This is a genomic window from Photobacterium panuliri (assembly GCF_059920555.1).
Genome location: NZ_CP197193.1, coordinates 1,181,378 through 1,198,404 on the forward strand (window position 1 = coordinate 1,181,378; position 17,027 = coordinate 1,198,404).

The 17,027-nt window shown below is 46.5% G+C and carries 13 protein-coding genes and 3 tRNA genes; 8 read left to right on the top strand and 8 right to left on the bottom strand.

The window, feature by feature from the left end; all coding sequences use genetic code 11:
* The first annotated feature begins 56 nt into the window (after positions 1–56).
* The 4 genes from gshA (at position 57) to ACSF8X_RS21645 (ending at position 6,814) form a co-directional block, all read left to right on the top strand.
* Positions 57–1,655 carry a glutamate--cysteine ligase gene (gene gshA / locus ACSF8X_RS21630; protein WP_500851413.1) on the top strand — a complete coding sequence of 533 codons (1,599 nt, stop codon included), beginning with the start codon at positions 57–59 and terminating at the stop codon, positions 1,653–1,655.
* Positions 1,656–1,661: 6 nt separating this feature from the next.
* The gene (locus ACSF8X_RS21635) at positions 1,662–3,449 is read left to right on the top strand and encodes an ABC transporter ATP-binding protein (protein ID WP_500851414.1); all 1,788 of its coding nucleotides are present in this window, start codon (positions 1,662–1,664) and stop codon (positions 3,447–3,449) included.
* Positions 3,442–5,265 carry an ABC transporter ATP-binding protein gene (locus ACSF8X_RS21640; RefSeq protein WP_500851415.1) on the top strand — a complete coding sequence of 608 codons (1,824 nt, stop codon included), beginning with the start codon at positions 3,442–3,444 and terminating at the stop codon, positions 5,263–5,265. The genes ACSF8X_RS21635 and ACSF8X_RS21640 overlap by 8 nt, the downstream gene beginning before the upstream one ends.
* Before the next feature lie 76 nt (positions 5,266–5,341).
* Entirely contained in the window at positions 5,342–6,814 is a 1,473-nt protein-coding gene (locus tag ACSF8X_RS21645; RefSeq protein ID WP_500852144.1) for a glutathione synthase, read from the top strand.
* Positions 6,815–6,903: 89 nt separating this feature from the next.
* Here the strand turns inward: ACSF8X_RS21645 and ACSF8X_RS21650 are convergent, their stop codons facing one another.
* The 3 genes from ACSF8X_RS21650 to ACSF8X_RS21660 form a co-directional block, all read right to left on the bottom strand.
* A complete protein-coding gene (locus ACSF8X_RS21650; RefSeq protein WP_500851416.1) occupies positions 6,904–8,544 on the bottom strand; it encodes a methyl-accepting chemotaxis protein in 1,641 nt (546 codons plus the stop codon).
* Between the two features lie 513 nt (positions 8,545–9,057).
* Positions 9,058–10,248 carry an MFS transporter gene (locus ACSF8X_RS21655; RefSeq protein ID WP_500851417.1) on the bottom strand — a complete coding sequence of 397 codons (1,191 nt, stop codon included), beginning with the start codon at positions 10,246–10,248 and terminating at the stop codon, positions 9,058–9,060.
* 542 nt (positions 10,249–10,790) lie between these two features.
* Positions 10,791–10,881 (bottom strand) — tRNA-Ser (locus tag ACSF8X_RS21660).
* Positions 10,882–11,197: 316 nt separating this feature from the next.
* On the opposite strand from ACSF8X_RS21660, the gene ACSF8X_RS21665 reads away from it, so the two are divergent.
* Both ACSF8X_RS21665 and ACSF8X_RS21670 read left to right on the top strand, forming a co-directional pair.
* Complete coding sequence (locus ACSF8X_RS21665) at positions 11,198–11,668, top strand: Dps family protein (protein WP_047878997.1); 471 nt, start codon at positions 11,198–11,200, stop codon at positions 11,666–11,668.
* A 307-nt stretch (positions 11,669–11,975) separates the two neighbouring features.
* Positions 11,976–12,698 carry a YebC/PmpR family DNA-binding transcriptional regulator gene (locus ACSF8X_RS21670; protein ID WP_047878998.1) on the top strand — a complete coding sequence of 241 codons (723 nt, stop codon included), beginning with the start codon at positions 11,976–11,978 and terminating at the stop codon, positions 12,696–12,698.
* A 350-nt stretch (positions 12,699–13,048) separates the two neighbouring features.
* Here the strand turns inward: ACSF8X_RS21670 and ACSF8X_RS21675 are convergent, their stop codons facing one another.
* The 4 genes from ACSF8X_RS21675 to ACSF8X_RS21690 all read right to left on the bottom strand — a co-directional run bounded on the left by ACSF8X_RS21675 (position 13,049) and on the right by ACSF8X_RS21690 (position 15,795).
* On the bottom strand, positions 13,049–13,273 hold the full coding sequence (locus tag ACSF8X_RS21675; protein WP_047878999.1) for a hypothetical protein: 225 nt from the start codon (positions 13,271–13,273) through the stop codon (positions 13,049–13,051).
* Positions 13,274–13,406: 133 nt separating this feature from the next.
* Positions 13,407–15,023: a cache domain-containing protein gene (locus ACSF8X_RS21680; RefSeq protein ID WP_500851419.1), complete on the bottom strand. Its 1,617-nt coding sequence runs from the start codon at positions 15,021–15,023 to the stop codon at positions 13,407–13,409.
* 143 nt (positions 15,024–15,166) lie between these two features.
* Positions 15,167–15,577, bottom strand: a complete 411-nt coding sequence (locus ACSF8X_RS21685; RefSeq protein ID WP_047879032.1) for a VF530 family protein — start codon at positions 15,575–15,577, stop codon at positions 15,167–15,169.
* Positions 15,578–15,704: 127 nt separating this feature from the next.
* A tRNA-Ser gene (locus tag ACSF8X_RS21690) sits at positions 15,705–15,795 on the bottom strand.
* A 310-nt stretch (positions 15,796–16,105) separates the two neighbouring features.
* On the opposite strand from ACSF8X_RS21690, the gene ACSF8X_RS21695 reads away from it, so the two are divergent.
* Positions 16,106–16,297, top strand: coding sequence for a hypothetical protein (locus ACSF8X_RS21695; protein WP_047879001.1), 192 nt, complete (start codon positions 16,106–16,108; stop codon positions 16,295–16,297).
* 116 nt (positions 16,298–16,413) lie between these two features.
* Here ACSF8X_RS21695 and ACSF8X_RS21700 read toward each other — a convergent pair.
* Positions 16,414–16,504, bottom strand: a tRNA-Ser gene (locus ACSF8X_RS21700).
* 172 nt (positions 16,505–16,676) lie between these two features.
* Between ACSF8X_RS21700 and ACSF8X_RS21705 the strand changes: the two genes are divergently transcribed.
* Positions 16,677–17,012, top strand: coding sequence for a hypothetical protein (locus ACSF8X_RS21705; protein ID WP_047879002.1), 336 nt, complete (start codon positions 16,677–16,679; stop codon positions 17,010–17,012).
* Positions 17,013–17,027 lie beyond the last annotated feature (15 nt).

The following is a 17,027-nucleotide window of genomic DNA, read 5'->3' on the forward strand; positions in this document are numbered from 1 at the left end:
GCATCAGCATCGCCTCGGCCCTCTCCTTTGGCGATATGATTTTTGTGAAGAGAACAATGCAAACAAACGAATTACACAGCACTAAAGCCGCACTGGCTTCATTTTTTGATGCCCAGCAACCACAACCATCACTCTGCGAAATTCGACGCGGTATCGAACGCGAAGTTGTGCGTACCACACCACATGGGGCTCTATCTAGCCAAGACCATCCCGCCGCCCTTGGCTCGGCCTTGACACATCCGTTCATCACCACAGATTTTGCCGAAGCGCAGATTGAACTCGTGACCCCAGCATTACATGACAGAAATGCGACTTTTTCATCACTTGCCACCCTACACCATTTTGTTGCCGACAAGCTCCCAGCCAACGAATTTCTGTGGGGGGCAAGTATGCCCCCTGCTCTCCCAGCCGACGAAAATATTGCTATAGCCAACTATGGCAGCTCCAACACCGGACAGCTCAAAAGGCGCTACCGTGAAGGGCTGGCTAACCGCTATGGCAAAAGAATGCAGCTTATTTCAGGCATCCACTATAACTTCTCGTTGCCAACAGCATTCTGGCAGGCCTTGCACCGCCATACCCGAAGCACCAAGCCCCTTGAGGCTTTTATTTCTGAGCGCTATTTTCACCTGATCCGAAACGTACTGCGTCACGGCTGGGTTGTTCCCTATTTGTTTGGTGCCTCACCGGCCGTGGACCAAAGCTATGTCAAAAACAAAAAGCACTTTCTCAAACAATGGGATAACGCTACCTATTACCTGCCTTGGGCAACATCACTGCGCCTAAGCAATATGGGCTACACCAGCAGCGAGCAGTCACGCTTCCCCGTGCGCTTTGATAGCCAAGAAGCCTACCTCTCGGATTTATGCCATGCGCTCACCCAACCCAGCGAGTGCTATACCCACCTCAATGCAGAGCAACAACTGAATAGCTCGGTATTGCAACTGGAAAATGAACTATACGGCTCAGTACGCCCGAAAATCGTCAGCGACGAACTACGTCCGCTCTATGCCATGTGCCATCACGGCGTGCAGTACATTGAACTTCGCAGCCTTGACAACAACCCCTATTTGCCATTGGGAATTGACGAAACACAGAGCCACTTTCTCGATGTTTTTCTCACATACTGCGCCTTGGCACCAAGCCCTGTACTCACTGATGAGGAACGCCGTATCATTGTCCAACGACAGGAGCTTGTCGCCACTGAAGGCCGCAGGCCGGGCCTGACGCTTCCTACAGTCAACGGCAATGCTGCGCTGACCAAACTCGGCAAAAATCTGCTCGACGGTATGGGCATTATTGCCGACCAATTTGATCTCGCCATGACAACCGATATTCATCAGGCAAGTATCAATAGAGAATACGCAAAGTTTGAAGACAGCACCCTAACCCCCTCTGCTCAGATCCTTTCGGATATGGCTGCAGGAAATCTGTCGTTTCAAGCACTAACCCAGCGACAATCCCTACAGCACATGCGAACCCACAGCCAATTCTCAGCAGAGGTAGCTGAAATAGACAAACTGCACCGGTTAGCCGCTGAGTCCCTCATCAAGCAGGCCGACATGGAAACACAACTCGACATTGACTTTGATGACTTTGTTGCCCAGAAAAACAATCTGCAGTGTGACTGCGATACACAAGGGGCTATCGCCTAACCTATTATGATTATTCTTTGGAAACTGCGGGGCTACATTCGCCTGTACGCCCGCCAATACCTTGTTGCCTTCTTGGTCCTACAAATCGTGGCATTGCTGAACCTTGTCCCGTCATGGTTGATCGGCCGTATTGTCGATAGTATCAATACGGGGAAATTGACAGCCCAAACCTTAGGCCTTTACCTTCTAGGGATCATCTCTGCCGCCATCGCCATGTACGGGCTTCGTTACGTTTGGCAAAGCCGCCTCTACGGCGCATCAATTGCTATCACTCGCCTGTTAAGGCGGGAGCTCTTTGACAAGTTTGCGGCGCTCTCACCCGCGTTTTACTCCCGTCGCAGCACGGGTGATCTCATGGCACACGCCACCAACGATCTCAATGCCGTCGAAGAAGCAACTGGCATGGGGATCATGACCTTGGTTGACTCGTTTATCGCCGGGCTTACTGTCATTTGCGGAATGATTTTTGTCGTCAGCGGTGAGCTAACAGCCATCGCCCTGCTGCCTTTCCCGCTCTTGGTTTTAATCACCAAACGCTATGGTATCCGTCTACATCGGGCCTTTGGCCAGGCTCAGGCAGCCTTTTCCGAACTTAACGAGGAAACACGCGAAACCGTATCGGGTATTCGTGCCGTGCGCTCACATGGGATCGGCCAACGTCAGGAAAAACGTTTTAACCAAACCCTCGATAAAACCCTGAATGCCAACCTCGCCGTTGCCAAAGTAGACGCCGCCTTTGCCCCAACCATCCAGCTTATCTACGGCCTGTCATTTGTAATATCACTGGGCTACGGTGCATGGCTAATCAATCAGGGGGCCATCACCGTCGGGCTATTCACCACCTTCACCCTGTACCTCGGCCAACTGCTTGGTCCTTTTTTGCAATTTGGCTGGCAGTTCAACGTCTTCCAGCGTGGCAGCACTTCATGGTTACGCCTTGAGTCACTGTTCTCCGAAAACGAAGACGTAAAAGAAGGCTCGCATACCCTGCCAGAGCATACCGAAGCGGCACTCGATATCAACATTCGCGAATTTGCCTACCACGGCATGCAACGCCGTGCCTTGGAGCATATTTCGCTTACCGTACCTGAAGGAGGCTTTATCGGCATCACAGGTCCAACCGGTAGTGGAAAAAGCACCTTGCTACAGCTGATTCTTCGCCAGTTTCCTCTTCACGCCCCCTCTTCAATCCAAATAGGCGGCTACCCGACTGACAGCCTGACTTTTGAGTCGTTGCGTGGTGCTATCGCTTGGGTGCCACAAAAACCGTTCTTGTTCTCGGGCACAATTGCAGACAACATCGCGCTGGGCAATCCCAATGCCTCTAATGCCGATATCGCCCATGTCGCGGACATGGCCGGAATAAAATCGGAAATCATGGCAATGCCTGCTGGCTTCAATACCGAACTGCGCGAAGGCGGCAGCAATCTTTCCGGCGGGCAGCGCCAGCGCATCACTCTGGCAAGGGCGCTTCTTTCCGATGCCCCCATTCTGCTGCTCGATGACCCGTTCAGTGCGCTAGATATGAAAACCGAAGTCATCGTACGGCAGAATCTGAAAAAGTATTACGCAAACAAAACGGTATTGCTGGTAACCCAGCGGCTACCTAACCTAATTGATGCCGACCATATTCTGGTTCTTAACGAAGGACAGATCCTCGAACGCGGATCGCACCATGAGCTCGTTGCCAACCAAAGCTGGTATGCCCAAGTCTACCAGCGCCAAAGCCAACTTGATCACATGCAAAAAACCACATTGACGACGCAACCAGTTACCGGAGAATGCAATGCCTAACACCCAACCGAATTCAAGGGACGCGGCAGACAACTCATCGCTTTTCCGTCGCCTTGCCAGCTACGCATTACCCCACAAAGGACGCTTTTTTATCGCCTTTGCCATGCTAGCGGTTGCCATATGTGCCGAAATGACCATTCCCTGGCTGGCCAAAACCATTATCGACGAGGTAGTGGTTCCGCAACAATTCGAATGGCCTCACTTGATGCTACTGGCCGGGCTGGTCATGGTTTTCTATATGATCTCGGCACTGTTTGGCTATTTACAGGCGATATCCTTTCGCCATAGCGCACTATTGGTGATCAACGATGTCAGAAGGCAATTATTCAACCATGTCCTGAGCTTCCCGATCCGTACCTTCGACAAACTGCCAGCGGGCCAACTGGTGTCTTACATCACCAATGACACCGAATCCATGCGAGACATGTTTGTATCGACCATTCCGACCATTATTCAGGGCAGCTTGCGGATTCTGGCCATTTTTATCGCCATCGCGATACTCGACTGGCGCTTAATGCTACTCAGCTTGGTACTGATCCCTGTATTGCTGCTCACAATGCATCTCTACCGCAAAATATCCATGCCGATATTTGATGGTATCCGAACTCAAATTAGCACAATTAATGGGCGTCTCAACGAGTCGCTGCAAGGCATGGCATTGATCCAGGCATTCCGCCAGCAGCAAGCATTCAGGGAGAAGTTTGATCAGGAAAACCAGCGTTGGTTCGAATACCGTACCCGCTCTATCGCTATCGACAGCCTAATGCTGATCCCGCTCACCCGATTGGTTTCCACGCTGACCGCAGCAGGGATCGTGGCGTGGTTTGCCGGGGCATCACTCAATACCGTGGTTGAAGTCGGTACCCTCTACGCCTTCCTCAATTATATCGAGCGTTTCTTTGACCCGTTCCGCCAACTGTCGATGGAGCTTCGCAAACTACAAGTTGCCACGGTATCTTCCAAGCGGATCTTCGAGTTGCTGGATGACGAGTCGGAACACGCTCGCTACCCAACGGATTTTGTCTCCGTACCTGAACAACCCGACATTGAATTTCGCAACGTAAATCTGAGTTACGATCAAGGCCACCAAGTACTTACTGATGTCTCTTTCACTGCGAAAGGCGGTAAATCCACCGCTATTGTCGGCCACAGTGGCAGTGGGAAAAGCTCGGTAATCAACCTATTGATGCGTTTTTACCAGCATCAACAAGGTGAAATCCTTATCGGAGGCCAGCCTCTGGCTTCAGTGCCCGAAGAACAGTTACGACAAATTTTCGGGTTGGTTTCGCAAGACCCCACTATTTTCAGCGGATCGATACTGGATAATATCAACCTCTCACAGGCTGTTTCAGACAGATCCAAAGCGATTGCTGCCGCAGAGCATGTCAAAGCCCACCGCTTCATCAATCAGCTGGCAGAAGGGTATGATCATCATCCTGCTCATGGCGGGGCCTCCTTGTCTGTTGGTGAACGTCAGTTATTGGCCTTGGCCCGCACGCTTTCGCACAGCCCCCAGATCTTCCTACTTGATGAGGCAACGGCCAATATCGACAGTGATACCGAAGAAGCGATAAAGGCTGCGCTAGAAAATGTTCACGATGGCCGAACCGTCATTACAGTTGCCCATCGCCTGTCCACCATCCAAAATGCCGATCAAATTTTAGTGATGAACAACGGCCGGATAGTCCAAAGGGGCACCCACAGCGAACTGATTGCAATAGCAGGTGACTACCGTGATCTCTACCTCGCCCAAAAGGCCCAAGAAGAGAGCGATCACCTCAGCAGTACATTAGGTCTAGCCGAAACCGCCGTATAACAGCCGCATATGTAGATATGCCAGCCGTTAGCGCCAGTTACGAACAATTAGAATACGTTTAATGAGTAAAAACACCATGAATACCCAACACAGTCCCCTCATTCCCCAGCAAATCATCGAGGATGTTTGCGAGTGGGCAATCATGCATGGCATCGCCTTTCGCAATGCTGATAATAGTGCCAGACACTGCCCGTTTAGCATTGCACCTATGGCAATGGAACGTGAGGTATACCGGCATCTGCTCAATGTTACCCCGCTGATCACCAAGCTTATCCATGCCGTTTCCGAAGATCATGACTTTCTGCAAGCCTCGCTGAGCAGCATGGCCAATGCCGACCCGTTCTTTGGCAGCCTCATGGCACTTCACCAACAAGCTCATGGTACGACAAGCAACAGACTCAACCCTGCTCGCCAGCCACTACTGCTGATGCGAACTGATTTTATGGATGACAGATATCACGGGGCCAAGGTCATCGAATTCAACGGGATCGCCGCTGGCATGGGGCCATTCGGTCAACGAGCTGCCCAACTCCATAACTACGTGCAACAACAATGGCCGAATACCTATCAGCAATGGGTCGAAGAAGGTTCGGCGACCCCAGCGGATAATCATGGTATGGAACAACTGGCACTGGCCATCACTACAGCCGCTCGTGCCATCAAAGCAGAGTTCAGCGGCGATGAGTACACCGAACAAAAACCGACATTCCTGATGGTGGTACAGAAAGACGAGGACAATGTATACGACCAGCACCTGCTTGAAGTTGAGCTTCAAAAGCATGGCATCAGAACAGTCCGGCGTACATTTGCCCAGCTCAGCACCCAGCTTTCTAGTGGCAACAACCAGCGCCTACTGCTTGAAAACATCGGGGCGATAGACGTCGTCTACCTCCGGGCTGGCTATCAACATTCCGATTACTGCGCCCCCGAGCTAGACGAGTCGGTTTGCTGCCAGGCCCTAAGCCAAACCCGCCTGCGCATTGAACAGCATCGCGTGGCGGTGAATGCCACATTCAGCCAACAACTGGCAACCAGCAAATCAATGCAAATGCTGCTGACGATGATGCCTGCCGAGGAATACGCCCGTTGGGGGCTGAATCTGAATGAAGCGCAGTTGATCAAGAGTGTTCTGGCCGAAATGAAACCAGTCAACACCAAGACTATCGAGTGGTTCAAAACCGAAGCCAAACAGGATGAATGGGTATTGAAAAACCAAGGAGAGGGAGGCGGCCATTGTATTTTCGGTGCCGCAATCAACGACAAACTCAATACCCTTTTGCCTCAGGAATATGACGCGTGGGCACTAATGCAGCGACTATACCCCCACGAACGTGAAACACCGACCGTTGCCGTCCGCGACAGCCAGCAGACTCTGGTCAAGGATTTGGTCAGCGAAATTGGTTTGTTCACCGCCTATTTCAATGGTGAACCCGTGACGGAATTTGAAGGGTATGCCGGTTACCTTATCCGCAGTAAACCTGCTAGCGAAAACGAAGGAGGGATCCATAGCGGCAAGGGCATTTTGGATTCACTAACGCTGCTCGATTAACATACTATCCCCTAAGCGCCGCTCCATTGGCACTCGGGGGATAATTATAAACTCGGCGAACGGAAAAATATCCCGTTCGCCCCGAGCGACTACACTCGGAAAAACGCCACTTCCTGCTTCAACTGCGACGACAGCTCACTCAGTTTCTGGCCGGCTGTTTCATTATTCGTCATAGAACGAATCGAATCTGATGACATATCCGAAATTTGGTTCATTGCCGAGACCAACTCGCTCACCACAACGACTTGTTCATTGGTTGCCGTAACAATATCGCGAACCCGACTCAACGTATCCTCAGCCTGCTGTTCGATACTAACCAGCAAATCACGCGCATCAGATGTTTTTTGCTGGCACTCTTCAACTTGTGGCTGGGTATCGGCCATCGCCGTCACACTAACGACCGTTTGCGCCTGCACCTCTTTTAGCATCGTAGCGATCTGCGTTGTTGCCTCTCGGGTACGCTGAGCCAAATTCCGAACCTCATCGGCAACGACAGCAAAACCACGCCCGGAGGTACCCGCACGCGCCGCTTCAATTGCCGCGTTCAACGCCAACAGGTTAGTCTGCTCAGAAATATCGCTGATCATATTAACGATTCCACCAATATCTTTGGTTTTGGCTTCCAGCTCTTTTACTTGTAGTAGCGTACTGTTCACCGCATCAGTCACAATCGTCATTTGCTGCGCAACGGAAACAACCAGCTCGCGCCCTTGCTGGGCGTTTTCGGTCGTTGCCACTGAATTCTGCTCAGACTGATTAACAATATCTGCGATCTGGTCAATACTCTGATGCATATTGTCCAGCTTGCCGACCATCTCCTGAGTCATAGCGGCTTGTTGTTGAGCTGAGTTCAATACATTACTCGTACCGACTGACACCTCTTCAACTTGCTCCGACAATTGTTCTGATGCCAAACCTATATTTCGTACGGTCTGTACCAACTTTTCAGACATAGCTGACAGCGAATCAAAAATACTCCCTTTTTCCCGCTGGCCATAATGTTCTGTCAAATTACCACTCGCCATAACTTTAAGGGCATGCTGGGCTTCATAAGGCTCGCCGCCCAAAGAACGACGGAAACTACGTTCAATAGCTACACCGACAATCACGGAGATCACCAAGGCAATCGCACTCAAACTCAACATCAAATTTTGGAAGCCGCCAGCGACAGCTCGGGCATCTGGCGTCATTTTCTGGTTCAAGGATTCTTGGTAATTAATAAATCGGTTTACCGCATCCAACCAATCAATAAAGGCTGGGCGGGCTTGATCCAAAACTTCAGCAGTAACAGCCTTACCTTGCTTTTTATCCGCGATAATCTTGTTGATGATAGGCAACGTCTGTTTTTTAATGCGCTCAATATCACGAAGAATTGTCTGCTCTTCTGCAGTAAACACGACATTATTAGCAATCATCGTGTTCATCTTTCGCTCAGAGTCATTATAAAATTGCTCAAGCCTTGCAATTTCATTGGTTAGCGCATCAATCTCCTGACTATTTCGTGCCAAGGCAACGTCGCGAATCGCAATCGCCCTATCATGGACACTGCCTCGATAATCGATTGCATAACGCTGTTTCACTGAATTCACATCGGTGATTTCAGACAAGGTATGATCCACGAAATTCACTTTTTGAATACCCAGCGTAGTTAACAGCATCATCAATGACACCAATACGCCAAAACCGACCGCAAGCCGTGTTTTTACTTTCAATTTTGAGAAATTATTCATATCTTTCTTATAATAAACAGAAATACCCCCTCCTTTGTTGGTATTTCTGCGCCTTTTTATTCATAGGCTACAAAAGGGATATCATCTGGCCGCTGCACGGCACCCGCTGATACCTGCTAATTTGCTCATCTAGAATGTCATTTCTACGACAACCTGACGAACTCACCAAAAGTGCGTGTATACTTTCAGTACAATTATTATACCTGACAATAACATCGAGTAAATCACAAGCGACTGCTATTCATATAAAAAGTGGTATAAAAAGCAACAAGATAACCCCAACCGTCATATGCAACAAAATACAATTAAACAGCGTGTTTATTATGAATAATTCGATACCAATATCATTTCACGCAATGCTATGGTCGTTTTTATGATGCTATGTAACATTTACATCGATTAAAATATTAAAATAATAATGATAATTTATGGTATTAAATAAGCACCACGTGCATTTAGTAAAATAAAGCAACGCAATATAAATCACATTGCTTTATTTAAATCACACAAGAACTAAACCAGCTCCTCAACCGTACTATCACGGCTGAGCATTAAGTAAACTAAAGCAATCACCAAGAATAATAACAACACGCTATACACCCATATACCAATTTCAGCATACAGCCCGGCTCCCATAAGAGGCCCAATAATAAAACCCAGTGACATAGCAGCCTGCAACGTTGCTGTGACTTGCCCTTGGAGCTGAGATGGAAATGCCAAAGACGCTTTACTGATAACCCCTGGATAAGCAAATCCAAGTCCTACACCTAAAATTGCGAATGCCATCATTACGCTCACAAGATTCGTGGCAAAAAAGAAAATCGCCAAAGCCAGCAATAGTGCTGATAAACCAACCGCAATCATCTGGCTTCCTGTAAATCTCCATTTCTGAATTACCCCTCCCTGACACACAACCGAGGTAACCGCACTAATCATGAAGGCAATACCCACCCACTGCGCCGTTTTTACCGCATCGAAAGAAAGCAAATCTTGTAGCGAAAAAGCAATTGTCTGCTGAATTGCTGAAAAAATAGCATATATCACCACCATCAATACAATAAATGGCCGCATTCGAACATCGTTAAAGCGGAGGGTATCCCGATTTCCCGATTGATTTGGCTGAAACTTCACATCTACAATTCGGCCTACTGCGAAAGGTAATGGCAACAGCATGATCAAGGCGCTAAAAACGATCGGAACCAATATCCCCGCAGAGACCATTGCACTCCCTACCGCAGGGCCAATAATCATCCCCAAACCAAACATCATACCGATCATCGCCAACTTTGCCGGCCGTTCTTCTGCCGTCGTCTGGGAGATCAAATGCGTTTGCGCGGCAGGCATTATCGCGGCAGAGAAAAAAGCAAACAGGCAACGTGTTAATACCAATAACATAAAAACAGCGATGACCGGCATTGTTGAGCCTGTTGCCAGCCATAATACAAAGACAAAAGCCATATTGAAGATTGCATAGCCCGCCACACCAAGAATCAATGACTGCTTACTCCCCGTCTTATCGACTCGCCGCCCCCACAGGGGGGATGCAACAAAAGACACAAAAGCAGCAGCGCTGATCACCATCCCTGCCTGCCATTCTGCCATCATCAGTTCGCGAGCCAATGCCGGAAAAATAGCAAAAACAATAGATTGCCCAGCACCCACCATCAATATGAAAAAATAGATAAAACTAAATTGATTAAACATATACCTAACCCTGATTACCCAATAGTCCTAACCGCACCAATTTTTTAGTTCGGATATTCTCAAAATATTGAGATATTTCACTTTCAGCGCCATGTAAGTTTCATCGACAAAGAAAGCCAATATCATCACTTGCAGGTAATGCTTTTCAGGTAGGTCCAATAGCAACAATATCCATATAAAACCTCATTCCTACTACATCAGATAGAGATTTTAAATGAAAATAATTATTATTTGTATAATAAATAAGATCGCACAAGCCAATCACTCATGGTTCAATCTACAAATGGGATATCTATCTAAATTAATCTGTTACCTTGAACGTAAATTTCAGAGATAAAAAACCGGTAGAAAATACCAATCACGGTAGCCATTGGTCATAAATAACGTAGGAAAAGTTTTGATCATAAGGTGGTGGCAATGTGCTTTGGTTTCGCCCAAATAAAATGCAATAGGGTGAACCCTGTCTAGGGCTCTACACCCTATCCCATTGTCACAAATTTTAGATGTAAAAAAGCCGACAATTAAGTCGGCTTTTTTGAAAGTGGCGGAGGGATAGGGATTTGAACCCTAGATACGCTATAAACGTATGCCGGTTTTCAAGACCGGTGCTTTCAACCACTCAGCCATCCCTCCGTAAGTGCGGCGTATGTTAGTCATTCTGATTGACGCTGTAAAGCATTAAATGATGATAACGATCCAGATGAATACTTTATAATCAATCAGTTAAATGTTGGTGATTTTTACCACACACCTTTACATCATTCACTGTTACCGACATGATAAAAACAACATAAATTGCCAAGGAGTGTGCCAAGCGTGCATAGGTTTTGGCTATTTCACTAATAGCTACAGCCCACTTTTGCTTACCTATCCTTCATCGTAATCTACTCCCAACGAAACAGTGAAGATTTCACTAACAGTATTACGTGAAGCCTATGAGGTAGGAATTATGGAAAAGAATCTGATCGGCCTTGATAAAGACCAAACTATCGTACTCTCTGAAGCACTTAACAAATTGCTGGCTGACTACCAACTTCTATATATGAATGTCCGTGGTTATCACTGGAACATCAAGGGTCGTAACTTCTTTGAATTACACGCAAAATTTGAAGAAATGTACAACGATCTTATCTTGAAAGTTGATGAGCTGGCAGAACGTATTCTGACTTTGGGTTCTCGTCCTGTTCACGGTTACTCAAAATACCTAGCCCTAGCCGAAGTGCCAGAAAAACTGGACGTCACTGATGGCACAGAAGCCATACGTAACATACTGGACGCCTACAAAATCCTAATACTCAAACAGCGCCGTATTCTAGCAAGCGCCAGTGAGCTAGGTGACGAAGGTACAGTCGCGCTAATGAGTGACTACATCGGTCAACAAGAAAAAGAAACTTGGATGCTGAACGCATACCTTCAGTAATCACCCATCCTAGTTTCCCCTCCCACAACGCCTCGCTATGAGGCGTTTTGGGTATATTAGGTTCTAGTGTTCCTCATACCATACTGGCAATCTGTGGTTTCAATTTATCGCCTTATGACCATTTGCGCTTTTTTTCGCCTGAAACTTGTATAAAAATTGATTACTTGCACCACAATCAGCAAAGAATCTTGATCTACCCCAACATTCATGCCCCCGCAAACGTTATTACCCCCTAGCCAGCTCCTATCGGTTACTGGTAAAATCCGCAGCCAACAGAAATCCCAAATTACAGAAGAGAGTGATTCCTATGGGACGCAGTTTCGAAGTCCGTAAAGCCTCTATGGCAAAAACTCAGGGCGCAAAAATCAAAGTTTATTCAAAATACGGTAAAGAAATTTACGTAATTGCGAAAAACGGTGGTATCGACCCTGACAGCAACCTATCACTGAAGCGCATGATTGAAAAAGCGAAGAAAGATCAGGTTCCTAGCCACGTTATCGAAAAAGCAATCGACAAGGCGAAAGGCGGCGGCGGTGAAGATTTCGCAACTGCTCGCTACGAAGGTTTTGGCCCAGGCAACTGCATGGTGATCGTTGACTGTCTAACAGACAACAACAACCGTACATTCATGGACGTACGCCAGTGCTTCGTGAAGAACGGTGCAAAAATCGGCTCTCCAGGTACATGTTCTCACATGTTCGAGCACCAAGCTGTATTCCAGTTCAACGGTGACGACGAAGAAGCTGTACTTGAAAACCTAATGATGGAAGATGCAGACGTGTCTGATATCGAGTGTGAAGATGGCGTAATCACAGTATTCGCTCCTCACACTGAATTCTTCAAAGTGAAGAATGCACTGATGGCAACAATGCCTGACGTAACCATCGACGTAGAAGAAATTTCTTTCGTACCACAGACAATGACAGAGCTATCTGGCGATGACGTTGCGAAGTTCGAGAAGTTCCTTGACGCGCTAAACGATTGTGATGACGTTCAGAACGTTTACCACAACGCAGAGATCGCTGAATAATTTCAGCCCTCTCTTGAAAATCCCCGGTTCAGCCGGGGATTTTTGTATCTATCCCTCATCATATTAGCCTCTCCCCTCTTTTCTTAGCCATTATCCGGTTTGGCTACTGTTTATTAGAACATTATCACAACAGTCGCATATTAATTGAGATAAAATCAAAACGTTAGCAAAGAACTTTTCACGTCTGCTAAACGATAGGCAAAAAAAACCACCACAATAAGTGGTGGCCAAAACAATAGCTAAAAGATACGATTAATTGCCTATTGAGCAACCCCTCTTTTATATAGCCTTATAGTCAACAGGTAAAACAAATCTATTTGATGGTTACAATAAGATATTAAGCAATAGATTTATAACTGATCGATATATCTCAACAGTTCGTTAGGTGAACATTGCTTCAACGCAATTCTTCGCAACAAATCAGCACTTGCCTTGTCTCCACCGAGACAACGCTGGATTGACTCATTAATCATTTCTTCTTCAACGCCATCATAACAGAGTGCCTCAATCCACTTGTACTCAACAGAATCCAAATTCAATATTGTCTCGCGGCCAATGGTCATCCTTGCAACCATAATTCCTCCTAAATAGCCGACAGGCAATAGCACATTACAAAATTATGGCGCCAAATTATATGCCCTCAAACACATATAATGAATGATTGTCAAACTGCGGGGCTCCCTACAGCCCCGCATCTCTATACCAAGCCTAATCAACGAATGCGTAACGGTTCTTACCACTTTTCTTCGCTTGATACATCGCGGTATCGGCTCGGTGCATCAAGGCTTCAAGCGAATCCCCTGCTCCCTGATATAAACTGCCTCCAACGCTGGCATTCACTTGTATGAAATGCTGCGGCAAGACTTCGACAGGGCAACTTAACAATTGCAATAATGAGTCTGCATAACGCTGTGGGTTTTTCACATGCTGGGTATGAGACAGCAGAATCGCGAACTCGTCCCCCCCTAAACGGGCTAATAGCGCCTTATGGCCAAATACCTCTCGCATCACCGATGCGACATGCTCCAATGTCTTATCTCCTGCAGCATGGCCATAATGATCATTGATATATTTGAAGTCATCCAAATCTATATAGATCAGGCAAGCACCTTCATTGTTCTTTGCCTTTAACTTCAGTATTTTTGTTGCCGTTTGCTGAAAAGCATCTCGGTTAACGAGTCTTGTCAAACAATCGTGTCTAGCCAAAAAATTTATCCGCCGATTGTCGATGTACACTCGTAACTGATATTTGGCAATCAGATAAGAAAGCACCAAACTCAACAGCACCCCAACAACCATCAGCAGACGGCGGTGTGTCACCAGATTGGATAAATCAGCCTGATTATCAAAAGGAACAAAAGAGACCAACTTCCACGCTGTCGATGCATTGTCGGCTATATGGTATTCCTGAAAACAGTAAGGGTTGAAACGTCCATCGGGCCCCACAGAGACAATCGTCACAATTCCCAGTTCTGTCTCAAACTGCCCTTTATTGGTTTCACGTAAGTGAGTGGCAAAATCAGGAAACTGACTATATATGGTGGCTTTATCCTGATTTTTAAACATAAAGGAAAACTCAAGATCTGGCCGTTGGTTATTGAACAAAAAATCCCCGTCTTTGTTCACCAACATATAATTGGTTTGGTTATCCAAATTAAAGCGTTTGAGGCCATTCATTAAATACCGAGCGAGATAATTGATGATCAACACGCCTTGTTTTTTACCATGATCGTCAAAAACCGGTATCGCAAGCCGGATCATCGGCTTATAGGGTACTTCAATCTGATTATGCTCTACATTCAAATCCAATGGTGAGATATAGATACCATGACACTTTAACTTAACAGCTTCTTGAAAATAATAACGGTGCGCTTTGTTCTGCAGTTGATCCTCTGAGACCGCACGAGCATGGCCATTGTTGAAATTGACCCGTACAATCTCATTACCCCGTATATCAAGGTATCTGATCTGATCGTAAATTTCTTTACGCTGACTAACGATTTCCAATGCAGAAGCAAACGCATTAAGTGCTGCTTTTCTCGCATCAGCATCTTTCAAATCAACAATCTGATAGATTTTGAACTGAGAAAGGAGATCAGCCAACAAGGCTGTTTCTTTGGCCACGTAGAGCATCTCCCACTCTATGTACTCTTTTTTTCCTTCCAGCAAAGCCTGTTGCTGCACCTTGATATTGCTCTTGGTCATCGCCATTTCAGAGCACGTATCGTAATAAAATAGGGAGAAAAAAACCGAGAATAGAATGATGAAGGCAACAAAGTATCTTATGAGAAAATACTTTAATTCTGGAAAGGCTAGCTTTTTCATTGAATGCGCCAGACTGATAACAATATCGACAAGCTAGCGATTATAGTGATACATGTCTCATAATGATAGAGAGATATAAAAAAGCCAGCCCATCTCAGGCTGGCTTTCACTACCAAATATACTACTGCTGCAGCGTACTAGGCCTACCGGCGGTTAAAACGACGTTTCGACGCTCTTTCCTTATGTGCGGATGCCGCTTTTGCCTGTGATTGCAAAATAGACTCAACGGTTAATTCCATCGGCTCTCTAGGCTTCAAACCGTGTGGAAACGTACGCGATCTAGGCGGCATGCTGTATTCAACATCCGATGATTTCGGCATACGCTTGAAGCGGTACAAATAGAAGTTCTCTACTCGCTCTCTCGCCCACTCTGTCTTTTTCAGGTATTTGACACTGCTGGCAATACTCGGATTGGTATGAAAACAATTCATACGCATTGCAGTATCAAGAATGACCCAACCGTAGTGGTCTACCAACTGTTTCAGCATGTCTTCCATCTTAAGGCCGTGCAATGGGTTATTCTGCTGCAACTCAATTCGTTCTTGATCTGACATGGTACGTTCAGTCATGAAGCATTCCCTCATTGTTAGTGGCTTATTAGTCGCAAAGCTCTTCGCCTTATCTGAAAGCCATGATTCAAACGAAAAAAAGCCGCTGTAAATACAGCGGCTTTTTTGAATGTGGCGGAGGGATAGGGATTTGAACCCTAGATACGCTATAAACGTATGCCGGTTTTCAAGACCGGTGCTTTCAACCACTCAGCCATCCCTCCGTAAGTGCGGCGTATAGTAATGAGTTCTCTGCTTTGTGTAAAGCACTTATTTTCCCTCGCATCGCCAACCGCCCACTTTTAGATCAATCCGACGATAAATACGCCCACTAGCATCGTCTGTTTTCACTATTTGATTATCACAGAATATTTAGACTGCAGATCAGCATAATAAACGCACAATTATGATCTAGATCACGATACAACACCGAGCCCACATATAGGGTAAAAAAACATACCGCACTCAATTCACCATACCCAAACTTACAAATTCCTGTGAGCTTGGGTATGGAAAATTGTTGGAGTTAAGGACATGGAAAAGCTGGAACTAGCCAAAGGATTATTTAGACAACCAATGACACTGAACGAACTCAGACTACTGGATCAACTAGAACGGCAAGCAGAAGGAAAAGAGCGGCTTTTCATCGCATCACTGTGGGATGCTGCCTATGCCAATGTTGACCCTATCGTATTACATCAAGCAAGGGTTGAGGGGCTGTTGTAGTGGCTTCGCCCCAATGAGATGGCATAGGTGAATCCTGTCTAGGGTTCTCTACCCTACCTCATTGTCACAAATTTTAGATGTAAAAAAGCCGACAATTAAGTCGGCTTTTTTGAAAGTGGCGGAGGGATAGGGATTTGAACCCTAGATACGCTATAAACGTATGCCGGTTTTCAAGACCGGTGCTTTCAACCACTCAGCCATCCCTCCGTAAGTGCGGCGTATAATAACGATATGATTTCATGTTGTAAAGCCCTTAAAAATCAACCGCTGGTTATACGACCAATCTGCTTTTATAATGATTTATAAAGTTTGTTTTACGTTTACAAAATCGTATATTAAGTCCAGCACGACGTATTTTTATCGTGATAAGGATATCAGTATGACAATCGTTCAGGCTTCTCTCACCGTTCCAGCACACCTCCTTCCGGGAGGGATCCAGCCCTCTGCCGCGGAATTTGGCTTTAGCAGCGTCACTAAGACCCGAATCAAGCATGATTCACCGCTAGGCCTTACGCAATTTGTTTTCCACCGACCGAAAAGAATACTTGATGATCAGAGCTTCGAATCTGCCATTCATCAATTCATGCTCCACCTTGCCCAAGGCACACCGTGCCAAGTCGAAAAATCATTTACCCACAGCCATCAGCTCGAATGCCTTAGCTACCACATGAACGAAGGCGAAGTGATCCGCTCCGAAGCCCAATGGCTTATTTAACCCCCTTGTTGTAAG